Source organism: uncultured Campylobacter sp. (assembly GCF_938039245.1).
GTDB lineage: Bacteria > Campylobacterota > Campylobacteria > Campylobacterales > Campylobacteraceae > Campylobacter_A.
Window position 1 is genome coordinate 15,685 of the sequence record NZ_CALHVN010000010.1, and the last position, 18,932, is coordinate 34,616.

General features: G+C 47.1%; 16 protein-coding genes. 10 read left to right on the forward strand and 6 right to left on the reverse strand.

The genetic code is table 11. The annotated features are described in order from the left end of the window. Positions 1 to 101: 101 nt before the first annotated feature. The 6 genes from tkt (at position 102) to Q0218_RS02035 (ending at position 4,282) form a co-directional block, all read left to right on the forward strand. A complete protein-coding gene (gene tkt, locus Q0218_RS02010; protein WP_297965764.1) occupies positions 102 to 2,015 on the forward strand; it encodes a transketolase in 1,914 nt (637 codons plus the stop codon). Positions 2,016 to 2,296: 281 nt separating this feature from the next. Beyond that, positions 2,297 to 2,494: a hypothetical protein gene (locus Q0218_RS02015; protein WP_297965766.1), complete on the forward strand. Its 198-nt coding sequence runs from the start codon at positions 2,297 to 2,299 to the stop codon at positions 2,492 to 2,494. Then, positions 2,467 to 2,697 carry a hypothetical protein gene (locus Q0218_RS02020; protein ID WP_297965768.1) on the forward strand — a complete coding sequence of 77 codons (231 nt, stop codon included), beginning with the start codon at positions 2,467 to 2,469 and terminating at the stop codon, positions 2,695 to 2,697. The genes Q0218_RS02015 and Q0218_RS02020 overlap by 28 nt, the downstream gene beginning before the upstream one ends. Before the next feature lie 102 nt (positions 2,698 to 2,799). Continuing rightward, entirely contained in the window at positions 2,800 to 3,216 is a 417-nt protein-coding gene (locus Q0218_RS02025; RefSeq protein ID WP_297965770.1) for a hypothetical protein, read from the forward strand. Positions 3,217 to 3,250: 34 nt separating this feature from the next. Further along, positions 3,251 to 3,682 carry a hypothetical protein gene (locus tag Q0218_RS02030; protein WP_297965772.1) on the forward strand — a complete coding sequence of 144 codons (432 nt, stop codon included), beginning with the start codon at positions 3,251 to 3,253 and terminating at the stop codon, positions 3,680 to 3,682. A gap of 24 nt (positions 3,683 to 3,706) precedes the next feature. Beyond that, entirely contained in the window at positions 3,707 to 4,282 is a 576-nt protein-coding gene (locus Q0218_RS02035; RefSeq protein WP_297965774.1) for a hypothetical protein, read from the forward strand. A 446-nt stretch (positions 4,283 to 4,728) separates the two neighbouring features. On the opposite strand, the gene Q0218_RS02040 is transcribed toward Q0218_RS02035, so the two are convergent. Further along, positions 4,729 to 5,025 (reverse strand): hypothetical protein, encoded by a 297-nt coding sequence (locus Q0218_RS02040; protein ID WP_297965776.1) that lies wholly within the window; start codon positions 5,023 to 5,025, stop codon positions 4,729 to 4,731. A gap of 80 nt (positions 5,026 to 5,105) precedes the next feature. Here Q0218_RS02040 and Q0218_RS02045 point away from each other — a divergent pair, with 80 nt between their 5' ends. Next, positions 5,106 to 5,624, forward strand: coding sequence for a pyridoxamine 5'-phosphate oxidase family protein (locus Q0218_RS02045; RefSeq protein ID WP_297965778.1), 519 nt, complete (start codon positions 5,106 to 5,108; stop codon positions 5,622 to 5,624). Positions 5,625 to 5,856: 232 nt separating this feature from the next. Here Q0218_RS02045 and Q0218_RS02050 read toward each other — a convergent pair whose 3' ends face one another. Further along, complete coding sequence (locus Q0218_RS02050) at positions 5,857 to 6,126, reverse strand: DUF5339 domain-containing protein (protein WP_297965780.1); 270 nt, start codon at positions 6,124 to 6,126, stop codon at positions 5,857 to 5,859. A gap of 276 nt (positions 6,127 to 6,402) precedes the next feature. Between Q0218_RS02050 and Q0218_RS02055 the strand changes: the two genes are divergently transcribed. The 3 genes from Q0218_RS02055 to Q0218_RS02065 all read left to right on the forward strand — a co-directional run bounded on the left by Q0218_RS02055 (position 6,403) and on the right by Q0218_RS02065 (position 14,429). Next, a complete protein-coding gene (locus Q0218_RS02055; RefSeq protein WP_297965782.1) occupies positions 6,403 to 7,587 on the forward strand; it encodes a replication-associated recombination protein A in 1,185 nt (394 codons plus the stop codon). An 864-nt stretch (positions 7,588 to 8,451) separates the two neighbouring features. Then, the gene (locus tag Q0218_RS02060; protein WP_297965784.1) at positions 8,452 to 9,864 is read left to right on the forward strand and encodes a sodium:alanine symporter family protein; all 1,413 of its coding nucleotides are present in this window, start codon (positions 8,452 to 8,454) and stop codon (positions 9,862 to 9,864) included. A gap of 119 nt (positions 9,865 to 9,983) precedes the next feature. Beyond that, a complete protein-coding gene (locus tag Q0218_RS02065) occupies positions 9,984 to 14,429 on the forward strand; it encodes a hypothetical protein (RefSeq protein WP_297965786.1) in 4,446 nt (1,481 codons plus the stop codon). 532 nt (positions 14,430 to 14,961) lie between these two features. On the opposite strand, the gene Q0218_RS02070 is transcribed toward Q0218_RS02065, so the two are convergent. The 4 genes from Q0218_RS02070 to Q0218_RS02085 all read right to left on the reverse strand — a co-directional run. Further along, positions 14,962 to 16,206 (reverse strand): Zn-dependent hydrolase, encoded by a 1,245-nt coding sequence (locus tag Q0218_RS02070; protein ID WP_297965787.1) that lies wholly within the window; start codon positions 16,204 to 16,206, stop codon positions 14,962 to 14,964. 156 nt (positions 16,207 to 16,362) lie between these two features. Continuing rightward, complete coding sequence (locus Q0218_RS02075) at positions 16,363 to 17,367, reverse strand: leucine-rich repeat domain-containing protein (protein WP_297965789.1); 1,005 nt, start codon at positions 17,365 to 17,367, stop codon at positions 16,363 to 16,365. Between the two features lie 21 nt (positions 17,368 to 17,388). Further along, positions 17,389 to 18,123 (reverse strand): MipA/OmpV family protein, encoded by a 735-nt coding sequence (locus Q0218_RS02080; protein WP_297965790.1) that lies wholly within the window; start codon positions 18,121 to 18,123, stop codon positions 17,389 to 17,391. Positions 18,124 to 18,654: 531 nt separating this feature from the next. Next, positions 18,655 to 18,932 (reverse strand): AIR synthase-related protein (locus Q0218_RS02085; protein ID WP_297965792.1); only part of this gene is annotated, 278 nt, incomplete at its 5' end.

Consider the following 18,932-nt stretch of genomic DNA (forward strand, 5'->3'; position numbering starts at 1 on the left):
AAAAGGAAAATTTCGCCGAGTTTTTAAAATTTACGGCGGCGTTAAAAGCGTAAAATTTAAGCCGAATTTGCGTATAATCGCATAAAAACTAAGGAGAAAAAATGCTAAAAAAGATGGCGGATACGATAAGGTTTTTATGCGCGGATATGGTGCAGCAGGCAAACAGCGGGCATCCGGGCGCGCCGATGGGGCTAGCAGACGTCATGGTCGTGCTGGCTAAATTTCTAAATCACAATCCTAAAAATCCAAACTGGCTAAACCGCGATAGGCTCGTATTTAGCGGCGGTCACGCAAGCTCGCTCGTGTATAGCTTCTTGCATCTTAGCGGCTATGATCTTAGCCTCGAGGATCTAAAAAACTTCCGTCAGCTAGGCTCTAAAACACCGGGTCACCCAGAGATCCACACTAAAGGCGTCGAAGTAGCAACCGGACCTCTAGGACAGGGCGTGGCAAACGCGGTGGGCTTTGCTATGGCGGCAAAATATGCGGCTAATCTACTAAACGAACCAGAAAATACCGTCATCGATCATAAAATTTACTGCCTGTGCGGCGACGGAGACTTGCAGGAGGGCATCAGCTACGAGGCCTGTGCGGTCGCGGGCAACCTGCACCTAGACAACCTTGTGCTGATTTACGACTCAAACAACATCACGATCGAGGGCGACACGAGTATTGCTTGGAGCGAGGACGTGAAGGCGAGGTTCGAGGCTCAGGGCTGGGATGTCGCGCGTATCGACGGTCACGACTACGATCAGATCGAGTTTGCGCTCGAGCAAGCCTCGGAGAAGGAGCGCCCGTATCTCATCATCGCAAACACCCGTATAGCAAAGGGCGCGGGCGAGCTAGAGGGTAGTCACCACAGCCACGGCGCGCCGCTTGGCGAGGAGATCATAAAGGCCGCTAAAATCGCGGCGGGCTTTGATCCTGAGCGTAAATTTGCCGTTGACGAGGACGTGCTGATTCGCTTCCGCGCCGCGATAGAAAAGGGCGACCTGGCCGAAGCTCAGTGGAACAAAAAAGTAGAAAATCTAAGCTCTGAAAGCAAAAATATGCTAAATTCGCTGTTAAATCCCGATTTTAGCAAGATAAATTTTCCTGATTTTAGCGGCAAAAAGCTAGCCACGCGCGATAGCAACGGCATCATCATGAACGAGATCGCGCGCGCCCTTCCGGGCTTTATCGGCGGTAGCGCTGATCTGGCGCCGTCAAACAAAACCGAGCTAAAAGGCATGGGCGACTTCCCTAACGGACGCAACATCCACTATGGCATCCGCGAGCACGCTATGGCCGCGATAAACAACGCAATCGCTAGATACGGGCTTTTCCTGCCGTTTAGCGCGACGTTTTTTATATTTAGCGACTATCTTAAACCGGCCGCCCGCATCGCTTCGCTGATGAGCGTTAGGCACTTTTTTATCTTTACGCACGACAGCATCGGCGTGGGCGAGGACGGCCCGACGCATCAGCCTATTGAGCAGCTTAGCACGCTACGCGCGATGCCAAATTTCTACACCTTTCGCCCGGCTGATGGCAACGAAAACGCGCTTTGCTGGAAGGCGGCGTTAAATTTACGCGCTCCAAGCGCCTTCGTGCTAAGCCGCCAAGGCCTAGCTCCGCTTGAAAAGGGCGAATTTGGCGGCGTAGAAAACGGTGCGTATCTGCTAAAACGCGCGCAAAACGCCAAAATCACGCTAATAGCTAGCGGTAGCGAAGTGGAGCTCTGCGTCAAAGCGGCTGAAATTTTATCCGCTCGCGGTATCGGCGCAAACGTCGTTTCCGCGCCGTGCTTTGACCTGCTTTGTGAGCAGCCGCGTGAGTACGTGGATAAAATTTTAGATCCGCAAACCAAAATCATCGCCGTCGAAGCCGCAAGCGCGCTAGAGTGGTATAAATTCGCCGATGAAATCTACTCGATGAAGAGCTTCGGCGAGAGCGGCAAGGCGGACGCATTGTTCGAATACTTCGGCTTCACGCCTGAAAAGATCGCGGAATTTGCGCAAGAAGCGGCGGAGTAAATTTAGCCTTTAGGGCGCGCGTTTTTTAGGGCGAAATTTAAATTAATTTTGCCCTGATTTTAATCAAATTTAGCATCAAAATCGCCGGATTTTGGTTTGAGCTTAAATTTGCCGAATTTAACGGCAAAAATCGCCTTGCCTGGTTAAATCCTAGCGGCGCAGACCTGCGTAAATTTATAAAGCTTGCTTATATGAGGAGCCAAATTCGGCGATTTGACCGATGCTCTAAATTTAACCCAAACTTCGCTTAGTTAAATAAATATTAATTTTAGGAGATAAATTTGAAACCCGAAGATATCGCTTTAAGCGAGCTTTGCATGTTTGAGTTTTACATACCTCAAAGCGACAAGCCGATTTTGGCGGATTTATCGCTGCCGCTAGAGGAAGGGGCGCGCCCTTTGACGCAAGAACTAAAGGACAAAGTAGCCAGGCCCATAAACCTATCGGCAACATGGTATCCGCTCGCCGTAAAAAGATAAAAGACGAATTTAACGGCAACGTCGATTTGCGGCTCGTCGGCCTAAATATCCTAACGGACGAAACGCAAAAAGAGTTTATCTTCGGTTTAAATTTCGACGTTTCCAAAGATGAAGAACACGGCAGAGGACTGCAAATGTCTTTTCCAAGCTTTGAAATAATTAAACACGGCGATGCGGAAGCGTCGATGTTTTTGGATTATTAAAGGGCGCCAAGCTAAGCGCGGCCTAGGCACGCCAATACTTAACGGCGAGCGACGTTAAATTTGATTAAATTTGCAGAGCAAGCCGCTACGAAAGACTAGACTGTGGACAAATCTGATTTATTAGCCGAAAAAATACTATGGCGACCTTTAATCGATTATTTACGCTACTATTTTTCTTATAAATTCGGTACCGAGCCAAACCCTAATCATCCGATTTGGTTATCGATAAAAGACAGAAAATGGATTGATTTAAATTTATTAAAAAGATCAAAAATATTTTTATCTAAAACATGGATCGGTTTAGATTTCGATAAAACCAAACCCGAAATTTGCAAGGGAGACGAGTGGATAAACGTATTGATAGATGCGAAGGGCGGCAACTTGCGAGATATTTATCTGTTTGATGCTGATTTAAATATTATTATACTAATGATCGAAGATCTGGACGGAATTCTTTTAGAAGGTAATAAATTCGGATTATTAGAGGATTGTTTAAAATCAAATACAAAAATAGAGTAAAAGTAGATTTAAAAATAAAACCCAAGGAAAAATTATGAATAAATTTGACTTATTGGCTCTATTTGAGACCGAAAACGGCGTAGCGTTTCCAAAGGCTTACAAGGAGATATTAGGCAGCTTTGAGAGCTATATTATCTACGATTACCGCGTAAATGAATTTGGAGTCCAAAAAACGAAGGATATAAATTTTTACGGCATTTCAAGGCTCTTTGAAGATATAGATAAAACGCACAAGCTGTATCGGTTCGTAGCGAGCGAAATTTCATCCTCGACTATAGACCCTGATAAAACTTTTACCTTCGGCGGACTTAGCGACGGGGTGGAGTTATTTTTTGATTTAAGGGATATGTCTATCTGGAGATATTATTTAGATGATAGCAGCACCGCGCAGATAGAGCCTGGCTTTGAGGCGCTGATGAGCAAGTCTTCTTTCGTAACGCGCGACGGCGATTTGGCTTTGTATTAAAGCGATAAACAAAAAAGGAGAGCAATGGCGCTAAGGCAGAAATTTAATAAAATGCATGAATACGAAAGCCTGGTGCGAAATTTTGTCTGCGAATCCGATGACTACGAGGATAGACTGATCATGGTCGTAATGGAGGCGTTTGATTTTTCTTTGAAAAATCTTCGCGCCGTAAACGATGCGTATAAAAACTACGAGATGTATTGGTTTGAAGTTTGCAACAGCGCGCTGTGCGGGGCGCTAGGCGCGCTACTGGATAAAGAAGAGAAGCTAAGAAAATCCCAAAAGCTCGCGCTGTTTTTTAAGGGGTTCATTTTTCAGGAAAAATATAGAAGCAACCGCATGGATTTTATCTTTATTCTACAAATCATGAAAATAAAAAGCGACATCGCAGACGTCGCCGCGGATAAAGAGATCTGGCGAGCCGACGGATTTACCCAGTTTGGACTGGTAGAGGCTATATATAAGCTAAAAATTCCGGGCTTTAGCAGCGAGTTTTTGCAGATGAAAAAAATCGCCCAAAAAGACGCGGACAAACAGATGCAAAGATATGTTGGTAAATATCTGGAAAAAGAAAAATTGCGGCTAGAGGGCGCCAAATAGACGCGCAAGTCCTTTGCCCAAAGGTCGCGCGGGTAATTCCCGCCAAAACAGGCTGCGGGCGCCGTGAGAGGCAACCCTAAATTTTGCCGCAAAGGCGCATCGGCATAATTTAGCTTAGCCGCATTTGCAGTAAAATATCAAAAACGCTGCGACGCAAAACGCGGTTTTAAACACCCGCACCGAAATTTAAGACGGCAAAATTTAGCTCTAGCTAAGCAAGTTAGCGAAATAAATTTAATCATAGCCATGCCAGACACAAATTTAGCTTGGACTTTGTTAGCCGTGGCTATTTTAGCGGCAGATAAATTTTATCTAATCAGCCGGCTACGGCATACCGAATTTTACGTTTTTGCTAGCTAGCCGCCGCTTTATCCGACTAGGCCGGACATTTAGGCAAACGAGCAAATTTATATTGCCGTTTAAAGCTCAGAAGGCATAAACTCGCCCTACTTTTGCGCTTTTATCTCTTCTAGCGCGCTTTTTATCCGAACCGATTCGTGCTCGCAAAATTTTTCGTCGCTGTTTTGCTTGATTAAGGCCTCTTGCCCCGCTTGCGCCTTTTGCAGCTCGCTAAATTTAAGCTCAAACAGCCTAAAGGCTTGCGGATCGTTTTCTAGCTGTTTGGCTTTCATTTCATAAAGCTCGTTTAGATAAATTTTACTTTGCTTCACGTACTCTTCGCACGCGTTTTGAGCGCCCAAAGCTAGCGCGCTAAGTGCGCAAAATATTAATATTTTTCTCATCGCCGTCCTTTAAATTTTGCCTGATTATACTCTTTTTTAGGGTTTAAATTTTATAATTTCTAAAAATTTAAAGGTGAAAAATGAGACGAAAAGATAGAGAACTAACCGCGCAAGAAGGCCTTGAGATTATCGATGCGTGCGAATACGGGACGATTTCTTGCATTACGGACGAGGGCGAAATTTTTAGCGTGCCTATTTCGGTCGTGCGCGAGGAAGGGAGCGTATTTTTGCACGGCGCGCCCGCAGGCTCTAAGGCAAAGCTGCTAAATGACGGCAGAAACGTGACGCTGGTTTGCGTGAGCTATGCGCGGGTGCCGGTTCTAACAGACGAGCAGCTAGACGCGATAAAAGACGACGGCAAGGCGCTTGGCGCGAAGGTTTTTACGACAGAATACAAATCCGCTATCGCAGAGACTAAAGCTTATACCGTGACGGACGAGGCGGCGAGACTGCGCGCGCTACGCCTGCTTAGCGAAAAATACACGCCAAAGTATATGCGAACTTTTGACGTTGCCGCGGCTCACGGGCTAAAGGCGATGAATATCTACGAGCTAAAAATCGCGAGCATAACGGCAAAGGCGAAGATTATTCGCGACTAACCCGCGGCAAATCGGCTAAATTTCAGCCTTAAATTTACGTTTTTGGCTTAAATGGAGCGAATTTAAATGCCGCTCGGTAAGCCGGCTTTGAAAAACGAGTAAAAATATCGGTTAAATTTGCCTCATCCGCTACGAAACCTAAAAGGGCAAATTTAGCGAATTTGGCTCGGTAAAAATTAGATAAAAAATTGTATGTTTTTAAAGGGGTTTCCCCCCAAAAGGAGGGGAAAAATCATTTAGGTAGAGTTGCGATAACTTGCTTCATTTGATCGATAGCAGGTTTGCAAGCCGCTTCTTGGGCATCTTTAGGTAGCGCGGCAAATTGATTTTTTTGATCTTCGTAAGTCGATTTCATAGCCGCCATTTGCGGATTGTCTTTTGTTTTTTCGACGAACTCGTCAACTAGTTTAAAATACTCCTCGCATGAAGGCGAAAGCTCCGCCGCAGACGCGCTAACGCCCATTATGCCAAGAGCGGCAACTACTAATAATGACTTTTTCATTATGTCTCCTTGTTTGAAATAGACGGGCATTATAGCCTCTTTTTTAAAACGAATATTTAAAAATAAATTTATTTTTTCGGCTTCGCGCTCTTTTTTGGTGCTAAAATCGGCACAGGCACGGTATTTGTCTAGTTTAAAAGACCCAAAAAAGGTAAATTTAGCCGTAGCGCGACAAAGTAGCCCGGACGCGGAGCTAAATTTAACCCGTCCACTCCCGCAAATCCGCTTCTTAATTTAAATTTGACTATAATGTCTTAAAATTTAAAAGGAGCAAATTTGCAAAATTTCGCCTTGAAATTTCGTCCGACGAGCTTAGACGAGATCTGCGGACAGCGCGAGCTGGTGGGCGTTTTTAAAAAATTTATCGAAAACAAAAAAATCCCGCACAGTATATTTTACGGACCCGCAGGCTGCGGCAAGACGAGCTTTGCTCGCGTCGTCGCGCGGTCGATGGAGTATGATTTTTACGAATTTGACGGCGGAAATCTCAAGATCGAGGAGTTTCGCAAAATCCTAAAAAACCACGAAAACGCGCTTTCTAAGCCGCTATTTTTCATCGACGAGATCCACCGCCTCAGCAAAACGCAGCAAGAAGCCCTGCTAATCCCGATGGAAAACTACCGCGCCGCCATCATCGGAGCCAGCACGGAAAATCCGTATTTCACGCTAAGCTCGGGTATCCGCAGTCGCTCGATGCTATTTGAGTTTAAACCGCTTGCAAGCGAAGACTTTGAAAAGCTGCTTGAGCGCGTGAGAGGCGAAGTCAAATTTGACATCTCGGACGATGCCAAGGCCTATCTCGTAAAAAGTAGCGGCGGAGACGCACGAGGACTCTTAAATTTGCTCGAGTTTGCCGTGAGTCTAGGCGAAGAGGTAACGTTAGAGAATTTAAAAACGCTAAGAGCTAACGCCGTTAGCGAAGGAGTTAGCGAGGATGACGTGCATTACGGGCTAGCGAGCGCATTTATAAAAAGCCTGCGCGGTAGCGACGAAAATGCCGTCATGTACTATCTGGCGCGGCTTATCGACGCGGGCGAGAGCGCTGATTTTATCGCGCGAAGGATGGCGATATTTGCCAGCGAGGACATCGGCAACGCAAACCCTAACGCATTAAATTTAGCCGCTAACGCGCTTGCCGCCGTTAGCAAGATCGGCTTTCCAGAAGCGCGTATAATCCTCGCTCAGTGCGCGATGTATCTGGCTCACTCGCCAAAGTCAAACTCCAGCTACAAGGCCATAAACGCCGCGTTAGCCTATGTAAAAAACGAGCCGCCGCTAGCCATCCCGCCATATCTCATCAACACCGCGCCCGAGGCCAAAGATTACCTGTATCCGCACGATTTTGGCGGCTGGGTAGAGCAAAAATACCTCGAAAAGCCGCTTAAATTTTACGAGAGCAACGGCATCGGCTTTGAAAAAACGCTGGATGAGTGGCTAGCAAAAATCAAATCAAAAGGCTAAATTTAGGCTTTACTCCGTCAAATTTAATTTACGGCAAGCATAAGAGTAAAATTAAAAGAAGCGTAGATAAAAGAGCAAAATTTAGCGTACATCGCAAATTTAAAGATAGAGGGTGCGCCCTGCCCGTCACGCTGCGCCGCTAGGTAGTTTTGCCGATATGCTAGCCCAAAACATATCTATTATGGCCATAAAGCGACGAAAATGGCGGGGGCTTTGGAAACAAGGCTTTTAGGACGATGATTTGTTTTATTCGCGTGCGGTTCTTGACGCGACCGTCAAGGATTTTACGCGGTTTTAAGCTTATAGGGTAGCGTTAAATTCGTGCGGTAGGGCTGAAATTTGCTGTTAAATTTAAACCCGAAAGCAAGCCCGCCGGCAGTTCGCGAGGCATTGCTAGCTTGCCTAATCTTACAAAAATCGGCGCAAAACGGTAAATTTAACCTAATCAAGCAAAAGGCGGGCAATTTTGGCAAAGACGCCAAAGCGATTTAGCGCCAAAGCCTTTTAAACGTTTTTGATAATTTTTGGCAAAACCGAGAGCCAAATACGTTTTGCCGTGCTACGTCCGCGCAATAAAAATGGCGAATCGCTCATAAAAGCCGCCTAAAAATGCGTATAAAATTTAAAAATTTCAGACCTGCTAAGCCGTCATCGCAGGATAAATTTAAAAATTGTCAATCAAAAACGCCTTAGAGTGCAAAAATATCTGCCGTAAAAATCTAGCTAGCAAGAACGCGCTTGTCGCGAGTAAGCCAAAAGTCGGCACAAAATTTTAAGCCAAGCTAAAAAATTTTTCTTATTTATTCTAATTTTATTTTTTTTTAAATATACTTGAAAAATTTTAAATATTTAAAGGCAAAATCCATGCTCACCGATCTCGTAAGCTCCGTAAATTCATTCCTTTGGGGGCCGTATTTTCTCATCGCCCTGCTTTGCGGTACGGGGCTTTATTTCACGATTAGGCTTCGTTTCGTGCAGATTTTTAAATTTAAAGCGGGGCTTTGCGGGCTGTTCGGCAATTTTTCGCTGCATGGCGAGGCAGCGGGAAAATCGGGCATGAGCTCGTTTCAAGCAGTCGCTACGGCCGTCGCGGCGCAGGTGGGCACGGGCAATCTGGTCGGCGCTACGACCGCGCTTATAATGGGCGGGCCGGGTGCGATATTTTGGATGTGGTGCGCGGCGTTTTTGGGCATGGCGACGAATTTTGCCGAGATTTGCCTCGCGCAAATTTACCGCTCCAAAGACGATAGCGGCCACGTGATCGGCGGACCTGCGTTTTATATCAGTCGCGGACTAAAGAGCCGCTACGCCAAAGCCCTGGCGGCATTTTTTGCGCTGGCGATCATTTTAGCACTCGGATTTATGGGAAATATGGTGCAGGCCAACTCGATCTCGGACGGCTTTAAAGGGGCGTTTGGTATCCCAAACTGGGCTAGCGGGCTGTTTTTAGCGGCGATTTGCGCCATGATTTTTATCGGCGGCGTCAAGGCCATAGCGCGCGTAGCAGAAAAGATCGTGCCGCTAATGGCGATCCTTTATGTCGCTGTCGGGCTAGTCATCATCGGGTTTAATATCGAAAAAATCCCAAGCGTCGTCGCGCTCATATTTGAAGCGGCGTTTAACCCCTCAGCGGCCTGGGGCGGCGCGACCGGAGCTACGATAGCTACGGCGATGAGATACGGTATCGCGCGCGGACTGTTTTCAAACGAAGCCGGCATGGGCTCGACCCCTCACGCGCACGCCGCGGCAAACGTCAAACATCCGGTCGATCAAGCCGTACTTGGCATAATGAGCGTGTTTGTAGATACCTTTATCGTGCTAAATATTACGGTTTTTGTCGTGCTAAGCGCGGACGTGATACGTTTTGAAAACGGCAAAGCCGTGCTAACGGGTATCGCGCTCGTTCAGGAGGCTTTTTCCTCGCATGTTTTGGGGCATACGGGCGGATATAGCTTTGTGGCGGTTTGCTTGTTTTTCTTTGCGTTTACGACGATACTTGGGTGGTATTATTTTGCCGAGATAAACGTTCGCTATCTTTTCGGTGCTAAATTCGTGCGCGTCTTGCAAATTTTGGTCGTCGGGTTTATATTTTTAGGCAGTTTGCTTAAGATAAATTTCGTCTGGGAGCTAGCGGATATGTTTAACGGCCTTATGGTACTGCCGAATTTAATCGCCATCATCGCGCTAAGTCCCGTCGTCGTAAAACTCCTAAAAGACCACGATGCGGGCAAGGAATACGAACAGAAAAACTATGTAAGAGAGCCGAATTTATTTTAGAAAACTTAAAATTTTAATGTAATTTCTATTTTATATATTTTTGCTGTAATTTTAAGAATTGATTTCAGTTAGATTTGTTACAATTTCCTATATTTTTAATCTAAATCTAGGAGATCGTTATGAATATAACTCAGACGCAAATTTCGGCGCTTTACGTCGGACTCTTCGGCAGATCGAGCGAAGGCGCGGGCAGTAAGGCTTGGCTGGGTGCTGCAAATACGCAAAATTTAAGCGTTTCTACTATCGCAAACACGATGCTAGACACCGTAGCGGCAAAAGAGTTTTTCGGCGATAGCGTAAACGAAAACGCAAATTTCGTCGAGCATATATACGCTAACGTATTTGGCAAAGGCGGAGCTAATCTAGACAAAGAGGGCAAAGCCGGCTGGACGAAAAAGCTAAACGACGGCGAAGATAGAGGAAAGGTCGCGGCTGATATGCTAAAGGCCGCTTGCGACCCCGTTCACTCAAATGCCGCCGACGAAGCTACGAAAAACGCGCATAATCTCTTGATAAACAAGATAATCGCCTCAAACGTCGTAGCCGACCTCATTAAAGACGTTCCAAACGGCGGCGATATAAAGGAGCAATTAAAAGCTTTTATCCAGATAAATAAAACCATTACGCCCCACTCAAACGCAAGCGACATCAAAAGCGCCGTGCTAGCGGGCGCTAAAAGCTTAAATTTGACCGTAGACGAGGCAAAGTTAGACGCTGCGCTAGATGCCAACTCTAAGGTAAAAATTATCTCCGGCGTAACCGGCAAAACGGAGGATGAAATCTCAAAAGAACTCGCTCCAAAACCCGCCCCTACGCCAGATCCTAAGCCTGACCCTACGCCGGATCTAAAACCTCAGCCCGATCCTAAACCGACTCCGACTCCAGACCCCAAGCCGCAACCTCAGCCTACTCCGAACGACGGCGTAGAGGGCTCGCTAAAACAGATGCTAGCATCCGCCTCATCGACCGAGGTCATCGGCTACTCGGCGAAGATAGAACACGGCGGTAAAAAATACTTCGTAAGCATAAGAAGCGCAGATAACGACGGCGTAAATTTAAGCGCCGATCAAAAGATAAATTTATCGGTCCAAAACGGCGCGGTTAAAACCGCCGAGGGCAAGACGCTAAAAGCCGACGTTTATACGGTAAAAAACTTCCCGACGGGCGATAGCTTGGAGGCGGAAAAAGGCACGGCGATACTTGGCGCATTTACCAAAGACGGGCACGAATTTAGCGCCAAAGATCAAGAAAACGGCGTCCCTTATAGCCACAGCCTCCAGCCTAGATCGGGCGTTAAATTTAACGACAACGGCTTTTTCGAGCGACCGTTTGGCCTGGTAGAGGGCACGACAGACGGCGTCAGCGCGCAAAAAGTAGATAAAGGCGCTGGCGGTATGGTTTATAAGCTCGTAAAAGACGGACAAACGACTTATTACGTTACAAATAAAGAGGCCGTTCCGCATTTTAACTCGCATACCGGCACCGTCGTCATAGAGGGCGCAAAACCCGGCGACAAGGTCAAATTTGCAGGAGGCGCAGACTCGCTTACGCAGGCTCAAAACGAGGACGGACTGCAAGCGGGCGCAAAGCAGTTTATCAAAGACGGCGACGACACTATCCTCTACGCTAACGGTAAAAACGCGGGCTTTAGCAACTCGGATGATTTAAAGATCGTATTTAAAGGCGTTAGCATAGATCCGACGGCAAAAGACGGAGTCTTTACGCTAAAGCAAAACGTTTTAGCCGACGGCGCCATCAAGACAACCGACGCGCAGGGCTTTGCTAAGCTCTTTGACGACGCGCCCGCTCTTAAGCTAGACGGCACGGAAAACGTCTATAAAAAAGAGGGCAAATTTTACCAAGACGCGCAAGCTACCAAGCCTTTAGACGCGGATGCGCTAAACATAAAGGCCGTTAAATTCGCTAACGGCGACGTTTATACCTTTAGGTCTGCGAAAAAATCGCAATCCAAGGACGCGGTAAAAGCCTACGACGAACAAAGCTTAAGCTCAAATTCGCAAAAAGGCGACGCGCTAAAAAGCGGCGATACGACTTACGAGTTTTTCGACAAAGGCAACGTCGCAAAGATATCAAGCGATGATTTTTCGTTTGAAAACGGCGCGCAGTATCTAGGCTCGCTAAATTTAGACGGAGCTAAAAACATAACCAAAGAGTCGTTTTTATCCGGCAAGCTAGGGGATAAAATCCTACCTAACGCGTATTCAAGCATAACTACGGGCGGAGTTAAATTCGAGCTCAAGCAAAACGGCGATATAAAATCTTTAGTCGCAAGCTTTGAAAAAGCTAAGGAGATATTAAGCGGCGCGCTAAAAGATAGGATCGCAGACGGCACGGTAGAGCTTAGCAAAGATAGCACGCTAACAAACGCTCAGCTACAAACGTTAGCTCAAAATACCGCTAAATTTGCTAATGGCGCGGTAAAATCGGCCGTTCTAAGCGTAGCCGAACTAACGTCGCTCAACAAAGATGCTGCGGATAAAATCGCAAATTCGGCCGTAACGCTAACTGATAAAGACGCGTTTAGCAAAGAGTCTCTAAAAGCTTTGGGCGCGTTTAGCGACAAGCTAAAAGACGGCGCGATAGCTAAAACGCAAAAGCTAAGCGCGGCTGATTTTTACGAAATTTTCGGCAAAGGCTTTTTATCTAGCGACAAGCTCTCAAGCTATAAAATCGCAAACGGCGCCCTAGAGATCGAAGATAGCGCGAATAATTTACAAAACGCGGTAGAAAACAGGCTGAATTATTTCGGCGAAAAGATAAAATCCATAAAAACCTCAGACGGCGCGGAGCTAAAAATCTCGGCCACGAATTTTAATAAAATCGGCGCAGATAAATTTGACGCTAACGATAACATAAAACTAACGGGCGTTAGCTCAAACGATAAGGATGCCTTGCTAAGCGACAAGGTAGATAGCTTTGAAATCAATAGAACATTAGAAGTAAGCGTAGACGAATACGCTAAATTTGCCGCCAAACTCGCCGGAAAAGGAAAATTCGATATCGCAGACGACTTTAAAAAAATCATGAAATTTTTAAAGACGGCGGACGTTTCAAAGATAGAAAAGCTAAATTTAAGCGATAAAAACATCGAACTTAGCGCAAGCGACGTAGAAGAGCTGGCTAAGCTTGGCGATCTAAATTTGCATACTAAATACGGCACGCAAATCACGCTAAAGCAAAGCGCGCAAGAGCTAAACGCGGACGGTTCAAAGCTGCTAAAGGCCTTTGCGGGGCTGTCTTTTGGCTCCGGCAATGCCAAAAAACAGATCGACGTGCAAGGAGACGGCGTTTTAGAGCTTGATAAAGATACGTTTGAAACTTTTAAATTTGCCGCAGACGACAATCTAAAAATAACAAACGTAACAGGCTCAGTCTACGCAAGCGACGCCAAAGAAACCTTTACCTTTAAGCAAGACGCGTCTAGAGTCGTTATAAATGCCTTATCTAACGGCGACAAGCTTGATTTCTCCAGGTTAGCTTCTAACGTAACGTCTATCGGCGATCTAAACGTTGCCGCAGACGCGCAAACGCAGCTACAAGACGGCAAAATTTACTACGTTAGCGGTATGTCGGCAGGCTTTGCGTCCGGGTTTGATAAGATTTTCGGCGAAGGCAAGGCGTTTGTAACCAAAGCCGCAGGCAACGAAAAATCTATAATCCTAGCTAAAACTTACAGCGGTTTTGAGATATATAAGGTCGAAAATAACGGCGGTAACGTAATAACTAAGGATGAGGTAAAATATATAGGCTCCGTTAGCGCGCACCGAGACTTTAATCTTAGCGCGGATAACATCGTGCTAGCGGCCGCGTCAAAAAGCCTTAGTGCGGCGCGGTTTGCGACCGAAGCGGCAAAAGGCGCCGGCGGGCTAAATTTGCTAGATACGGCGGAAAACATAAAGCAAAATTTGGCAAATTTAATCTCAAACAAAGACAAAATAGCAAGCATTGGCAGCAGCGACGATAAGCCTGTAAATTTAACCGCCTCGCAGCTAGGCGAGCTAAAAGGCAAATTTGCCCCTAGCCAAACGTTAAAAATAAGCGAGGCGCTAAAGGACGGTAAAACCGCGAGCGCGGACGGAGGCAAATATATCTTTACTCTGGATAAAGACGAGAAAAACTGGCAGCTGGAGAAATTCGGCGCAGACGATAAGCTTGATTTTTCAAAGGTATTTGAGGGCAAGCAGCTAAGCGCGGGCGAGTTTGACCTAAACGCAAACGGGCAAAAAGCTACGCTGCAAGACGGCAAGATCTATAAAGCCGAGCTAAGCTTTACGCCGTCAAATCAAGGCGGCGGCGCAAATAGCGAGCTAAACGCGCTTAAAAAGGTATTTGAAGAGTCGTTTGAAAAAGGCGTAAAAGCTCTGCTCATCGCTAAAAACCTCAAGCAAGAGGGCAACTCGTACTCCTATAACTACGTCTATAAGATCGAGGACGACGGCAACGGCAAGCTAGACCAGGGCGACATCAAGCTGCTAGGCGTCGTAAATACCAATAGCGGCTTTCAAAACAACTACGACATAACCGCGGCTAACGCAGAGCTGTAGTTTTGCGATAAAATTTAGTCGGCCGAGTCGGTCGGCTAAATTTAATTTATGCTTTAGCCTAAAATAAAGCGCTTGGCTATAGCTACTAGGCTTACATCTTTATTTGGCTGTAGCGGCGAGCTTGTCGCAAGTTTATGCAACGAACTCGCGCAAACGCAAAGCAGCGCGCAGATCAAATATATCGGCACGGGCGGCGGTTTTTATCCACAGTCGCGTCAAACTAAACGCGAATGATCGCGGACGCTCGACCATGGATATATTTCGCGTCAAGGATGGCAAGATCGCCGAGTACCGGGATATCGTTCAAGGCATACCCAAAAAGCGAAAACGACGATACTGTGTTTTAAATTTAGCCCGTTTTAGGGCTAAATCATCCGTAAAATTCGTAAAATTAAAATCCAAATTTAGTCGCCGATTCGCCCAAAGAGCGAGTAAAATTTAAACCGAAACTTAAGGCGGATATTTTTGCGCTAAATGCGAATTTAAGCCGCCTTTGCCTAATTTTCGCCGCCCGCCGAATTTAGCCTTAGACTCAAGCTCTGCCCGCCGTTTCTAAAACCGCGCTTTTTAGCAAATTTACGCCATTAGCGATATCGCTCCAGCTAGAAAATTCCGCCGGATTGTGGCTGATGCCGTCTTTAGACGGGATGAAGATCATCGCCGTAGGACAGAGCGCGCTCATATGCATAGCGTCATGCCCCGCGCCGCTTGGCATGATTTCAAAGCTAAGCCCGAGCTGCTCGGCTTTTTGGGCGATGAGCTTGATGAGGCGGCCGTCCAGCGCGCACGGCTCGTCGAAGGCAAGCTGCTTGATCTCGCATTTGACGCCGCGCTGCGCTTCTATGCGCGAGATTTCGCCTAAGATCTGCTCGTAGGCCGCTTCGCGCGTGCGCAGGTCGATACCGCGCAGGTCGATTAGCAGCGTCGTTTCGCCCGGTACTACGTTCATGACGCCCGGTTTTACCGTGCAGTTGCCCACGGTTGCCACCACGCCGTTTGCCGCGTTTTCGCGCGCGACGCTCTCGACGGCTAGCACTATCTGTGCCGCTGCGCAAAGCGCGTCGCGGCGGTACTTCATCGCAGTCGTGCCGGAGTGCTGAGCCTGGCCCTGCACGTGTACGCTAAATCTGTGCGGCGCGGCGATGGCGCTCACGATGCCGATTTGGATGCTTTCGTTATATAGTAGCGGCCCTTGCTCGATGTGTAGCTCGAAAAAGCTCTCATAGTTCGGCGTCAAATTTTTAGCCTTTTCGATACTTGCTAGATCGATGCCAAACTCAGCAAAGATCTCGCTGGTAGCGCGCCCTTGAAAGTCGCGCACGTCTTTTAGCTTTTCATAACCCAGCTTGCCGCACATGACCTTGCTGCCGAGCGTCGCGATGTTAAATCGGCTCGACTCCTCGCACTCAAAGACGACTAGCTCAAGCGGTCTGCGCGTTTGTACGCCTTCGTCGTTTAGCGTTCTAATCAGCTCTAGTCCGCCTAAAACGCCCAAAATCCCGTCAAATTCGCCGCCGTTTATCACGGTGTCTAGGTGCGAGCCAAACGCTACCGCCGGCAGCTCGGGCTGGGTGCCTTCGCGCCTGGCGAAGATATTTCCGATCGCGTCTATGCGTACTTTTAGTCCCGCTTCTTTACAGCGCGCGATAAATAGCTCCCTAGCGGCCTTGTCCTCGCGCGTGTAGGCTAGGCGGCTCATTCCCGCTCCGAAGCTCTCGTCGTTTATGGCGTTTATCTCGCTAAAAAGCGCCTTAAGTCTATCTAAATTTATACTCATAGCTACTCCTTTGGGTTAAATTTAAGCCAATTTTAGCCGCTAGTTTTTAAATTTTAGCTTTAATATTTTTATTTAAGTATTTATTTGATTATTCGGATTTTGCGTTTTGGTTAGAGTCGGTAAAATTTACGAGCCGCGTATTTGCGTTTGCTAAATTTACTCGGCCTCTTTTGCGCTAAATGCAAAATACCGTGCGTAACTCGCCTCGTCGTATACGTCGCCCAAGCAAATTAGCCCCTCGCTTTTGTCAAATTTTGCTTCAAAGCCCGCGTGATTTACGCTCGTATCGGCGGTTAGAAATTTAAGCCTTGGCAAAGCTAAAAGCGGCGTAATGTCTAAAATTTGATTAAGGTCAAGATGAATGTTTTCTAGCGCACTGCAAAATTTAAGCGCCGATACGTCCGTAAGAGCGTTTTGGCTAAGGTATAGCACGCACAGCTTTGCAAGATTTGCTAAAGGCGAGACGTCCGCGATACGGTTGTCGTCAGCGCACAGGCACTCTAGCTTGCTAAGTCCGCCGATGGGCGCTAGGTCTTGGACGGCATTTACTTCGATATTTAGCTCTTTTAGCTTCGTTAGCGCCGCAAGCGGACGGAGATCTTGGAAGCGGTTTCTATCCAGCCAAAGCTCGGTTAAATTTACGAGGCGCGCAAGCGGCAAAACATCTGAAATATCGTTGTTTGAAAGCTTTAGCGATTTTAGTTTTTTAAGCTCGCTCAAAAACGAAACATCTCTGACGCCACAATCGTAAAGCTTTAGCGTCCTAAGCTCGCTAAGGCTTGCAAGCGGCGTAAAATCCGTGATTAAAACGCTAAAAAGCCGCAATTTTTTTAGCTTTTTAAATTTAGCTAGCGGCGCGGCGTCACCGCACGGGACGTCTAGATCTAGCGCCTCAAGCGAGCTAAGAGCTGGCAAATTTGAAAGATCATGCACGTTTTGCGAGCTGATTTCCAGAGATTTTAGATTTGCAAAATGCCCCAAATCAGCAAGATCGCCGTCCGTAAATTTATCGCTGCAAAACTGCATTTTGGTTACGCCCAGAGCCGACTCCTCGCTCACGTAGTCGCGGTTACCGACTCGGCGCAGTAGGCCGCTCTTTTTTAGCCTGGCTTTTGCCTTTTGCTCTACGATTTTGCTTTTAAAATTGATAAATTCGCTCATTTTCTTGCTTAAATTTGACGCCTAAAATTTATACGAAACGCCCGTATAAACTACGCTCTCGTATCTGCTGCGAACGATAGGCGAACGAGCTACTTCGTCCGAAAATCTCCTAGCGCCAGCCGTCGCGCTCAAGCCAAAACCGTTGTTAAATTCGTAAGTCGCAGTGGCTCTGGCGCCTAGCGCGTAGGAGCTGCCAGGATTATAAACCGAGGCCACCGCGCCGCCTAGCTCGCTTACGTCCGTGCCGAAGTAATAATCGCTAAGCTTTCGCGAAAATACGTCGTAAGTAACGGCCGGAATGAGCGAAAATCTCTGCGCGACGGGTAAGGAATACGACGCCTCGGCCCCGTAGCTACCGCCTCGTCCGCCGCCCTGGGCATAAACGAAGGTCTGAAAACCGCCTAAATTCGCCCCAAATTTGCCGCCGAGCGCCGTTTGATGCTCTCTATCGCGGACGCTGCGGTACTGAGGTTTTAGTTTGCTAGACTTCACGCGCCAGCCGTCAAAAAACCTCGCATACGCGCCTGCAAAGAGGTTTTCGCTAAAATTATGCTCGTAGCCGACTTCTAGGCCTCTAACGTAAAAACCCTCGTAATAAGCCTCAATCTGAGGCAAAGGCACGGCGCTTAGGCGGTCTTTGGTATAAAAGACGCCTTTTTGGACGGCGGCTCCGGCGCCGATACTTGCGCCGTTTTTGGCCTCCTGCGCGCAGGCTAATGCGCCTAAAGCGCAAAGAGCGAATAGATATTTTTTCATTTTTTCTCCTCAAATTTCGGTTTATTGCTTGGTTTTGTTTTAAATTTAGCTTCTTTTTACGCCGCAGTTTGATTTTCGGGCCGTTTTGAACCAGTCTTTTAAGATAAAGCTAAAGCGCGATTAACGCTTTTTTAGTCTTAAAATTTACTTGTTTTTTCTTTTTGAGCCTTTTTTGGCTCGGTATTTTACCGTAGTGCGTAAATTTAACAAGCGATTTTGAAGTTTATTTGACTAAGGCTACCTTGCGGGTTAATCGGCAAAACTTTAGCAAACGAGAGTTAAATTTAGCCCTAGTCGCGATAAATTTATAGGTTTTTAGGCGACAAAATGCCTAAATTTGCTTTGCGCCTTATTTACCGCTTGATTTCGCGCGTTTGGATGGTTGCGAGTTTGCCTAAATTTAATATAACGGCAAACTCTAGCCGCCTAAAATAACGGAAAATCGGCATCTTTAAATTTAGCCGCCGTTGCCGTAAATAAAAAACAAGCGGCTAAATCCGTGCGCTTATTGCGGCGAGCCTGTTTTGCCGCCTACACGAGCTGTGCGCCCTGCCCTTTTACGACCTCACCGATGACGTAGCCGCCCGAGTTAGCTAGCACGAAGTCCGCGTTTTGCTTCGGCGCTACGACGATCATGCCTACGCCCATGTTAAACGTCCTCATCATCTCGGCGGACTCCACCTTTTGCGCGATGATTTTAAAGATTTCAGGCGTGCGGATCGCCGCGCGCTCGATCTTTGCGCCTAGTCCCTGTGGAAATACGCGCGGTAGATTTTCCACGATGCCGCCGCCCGTGATGTGCGCGAGCG

Excerpts from the sequence above, each read along its gene's own strand:
- Q0218_RS02045 (WP_297965778.1), top strand. The coding sequence starts at position 5,106 with ATGAGACGAAAAGATAGAGAACTAACCGCGCAAGAAGGCCTTGAGATT.
- Q0218_RS02075 (WP_297965789.1), bottom strand. The coding sequence starts at position 17,367 with ATGAGCGAATTTATCAATTTTAAAAGCAAAATCGTAGAGCAAAAGGCA.
- Q0218_RS02065 (WP_297965786.1), top strand. The coding sequence starts at position 9,984 with ATGAATATAACTCAGACGCAAATTTCGGCGCTTTACGTCGGACTCTTC.
- Q0218_RS02035 (WP_297965774.1), top strand. The coding sequence starts at position 3,707 with ATGGCGCTAAGGCAGAAATTTAATAAAATGCATGAATACGAAAGCCTG.
- Q0218_RS02080 (WP_297965790.1), bottom strand. The coding sequence starts at position 18,123 with ATGAAAAAATATCTATTCGCTCTTTGCGCTTTAGGCGCATTAGCCTGC.
- Q0218_RS02070 (WP_297965787.1), bottom strand. The coding sequence starts at position 16,206 with ATGAGTATAAATTTAGATAGACTTAAGGCGCTTTTTAGCGAGATAAAC.
- Q0218_RS02060 (WP_297965784.1), top strand. The coding sequence starts at position 8,452 with ATGCTCACCGATCTCGTAAGCTCCGTAAATTCATTCCTTTGGGGGCCG.
- tkt (WP_297965764.1), top strand. The coding sequence starts at position 102 with ATGCTAAAAAAGATGGCGGATACGATAAGGTTTTTATGCGCGGATATG.
- Q0218_RS02030 (WP_297965772.1), top strand. The coding sequence starts at position 3,251 with ATGAATAAATTTGACTTATTGGCTCTATTTGAGACCGAAAACGGCGTA.
- Q0218_RS02020 (WP_297965768.1), top strand. The coding sequence starts at position 2,467 with ATGGTATCCGCTCGCCGTAAAAAGATAAAAGACGAATTTAACGGCAAC.
- Q0218_RS02050 (WP_297965780.1), bottom strand. The coding sequence starts at position 6,126 with ATGAAAAAGTCATTATTAGTAGTTGCCGCTCTTGGCATAATGGGCGTT.
- Q0218_RS02040 (WP_297965776.1), bottom strand. The coding sequence starts at position 5,025 with ATGAGAAAAATATTAATATTTTGCGCACTTAGCGCGCTAGCTTTGGGC.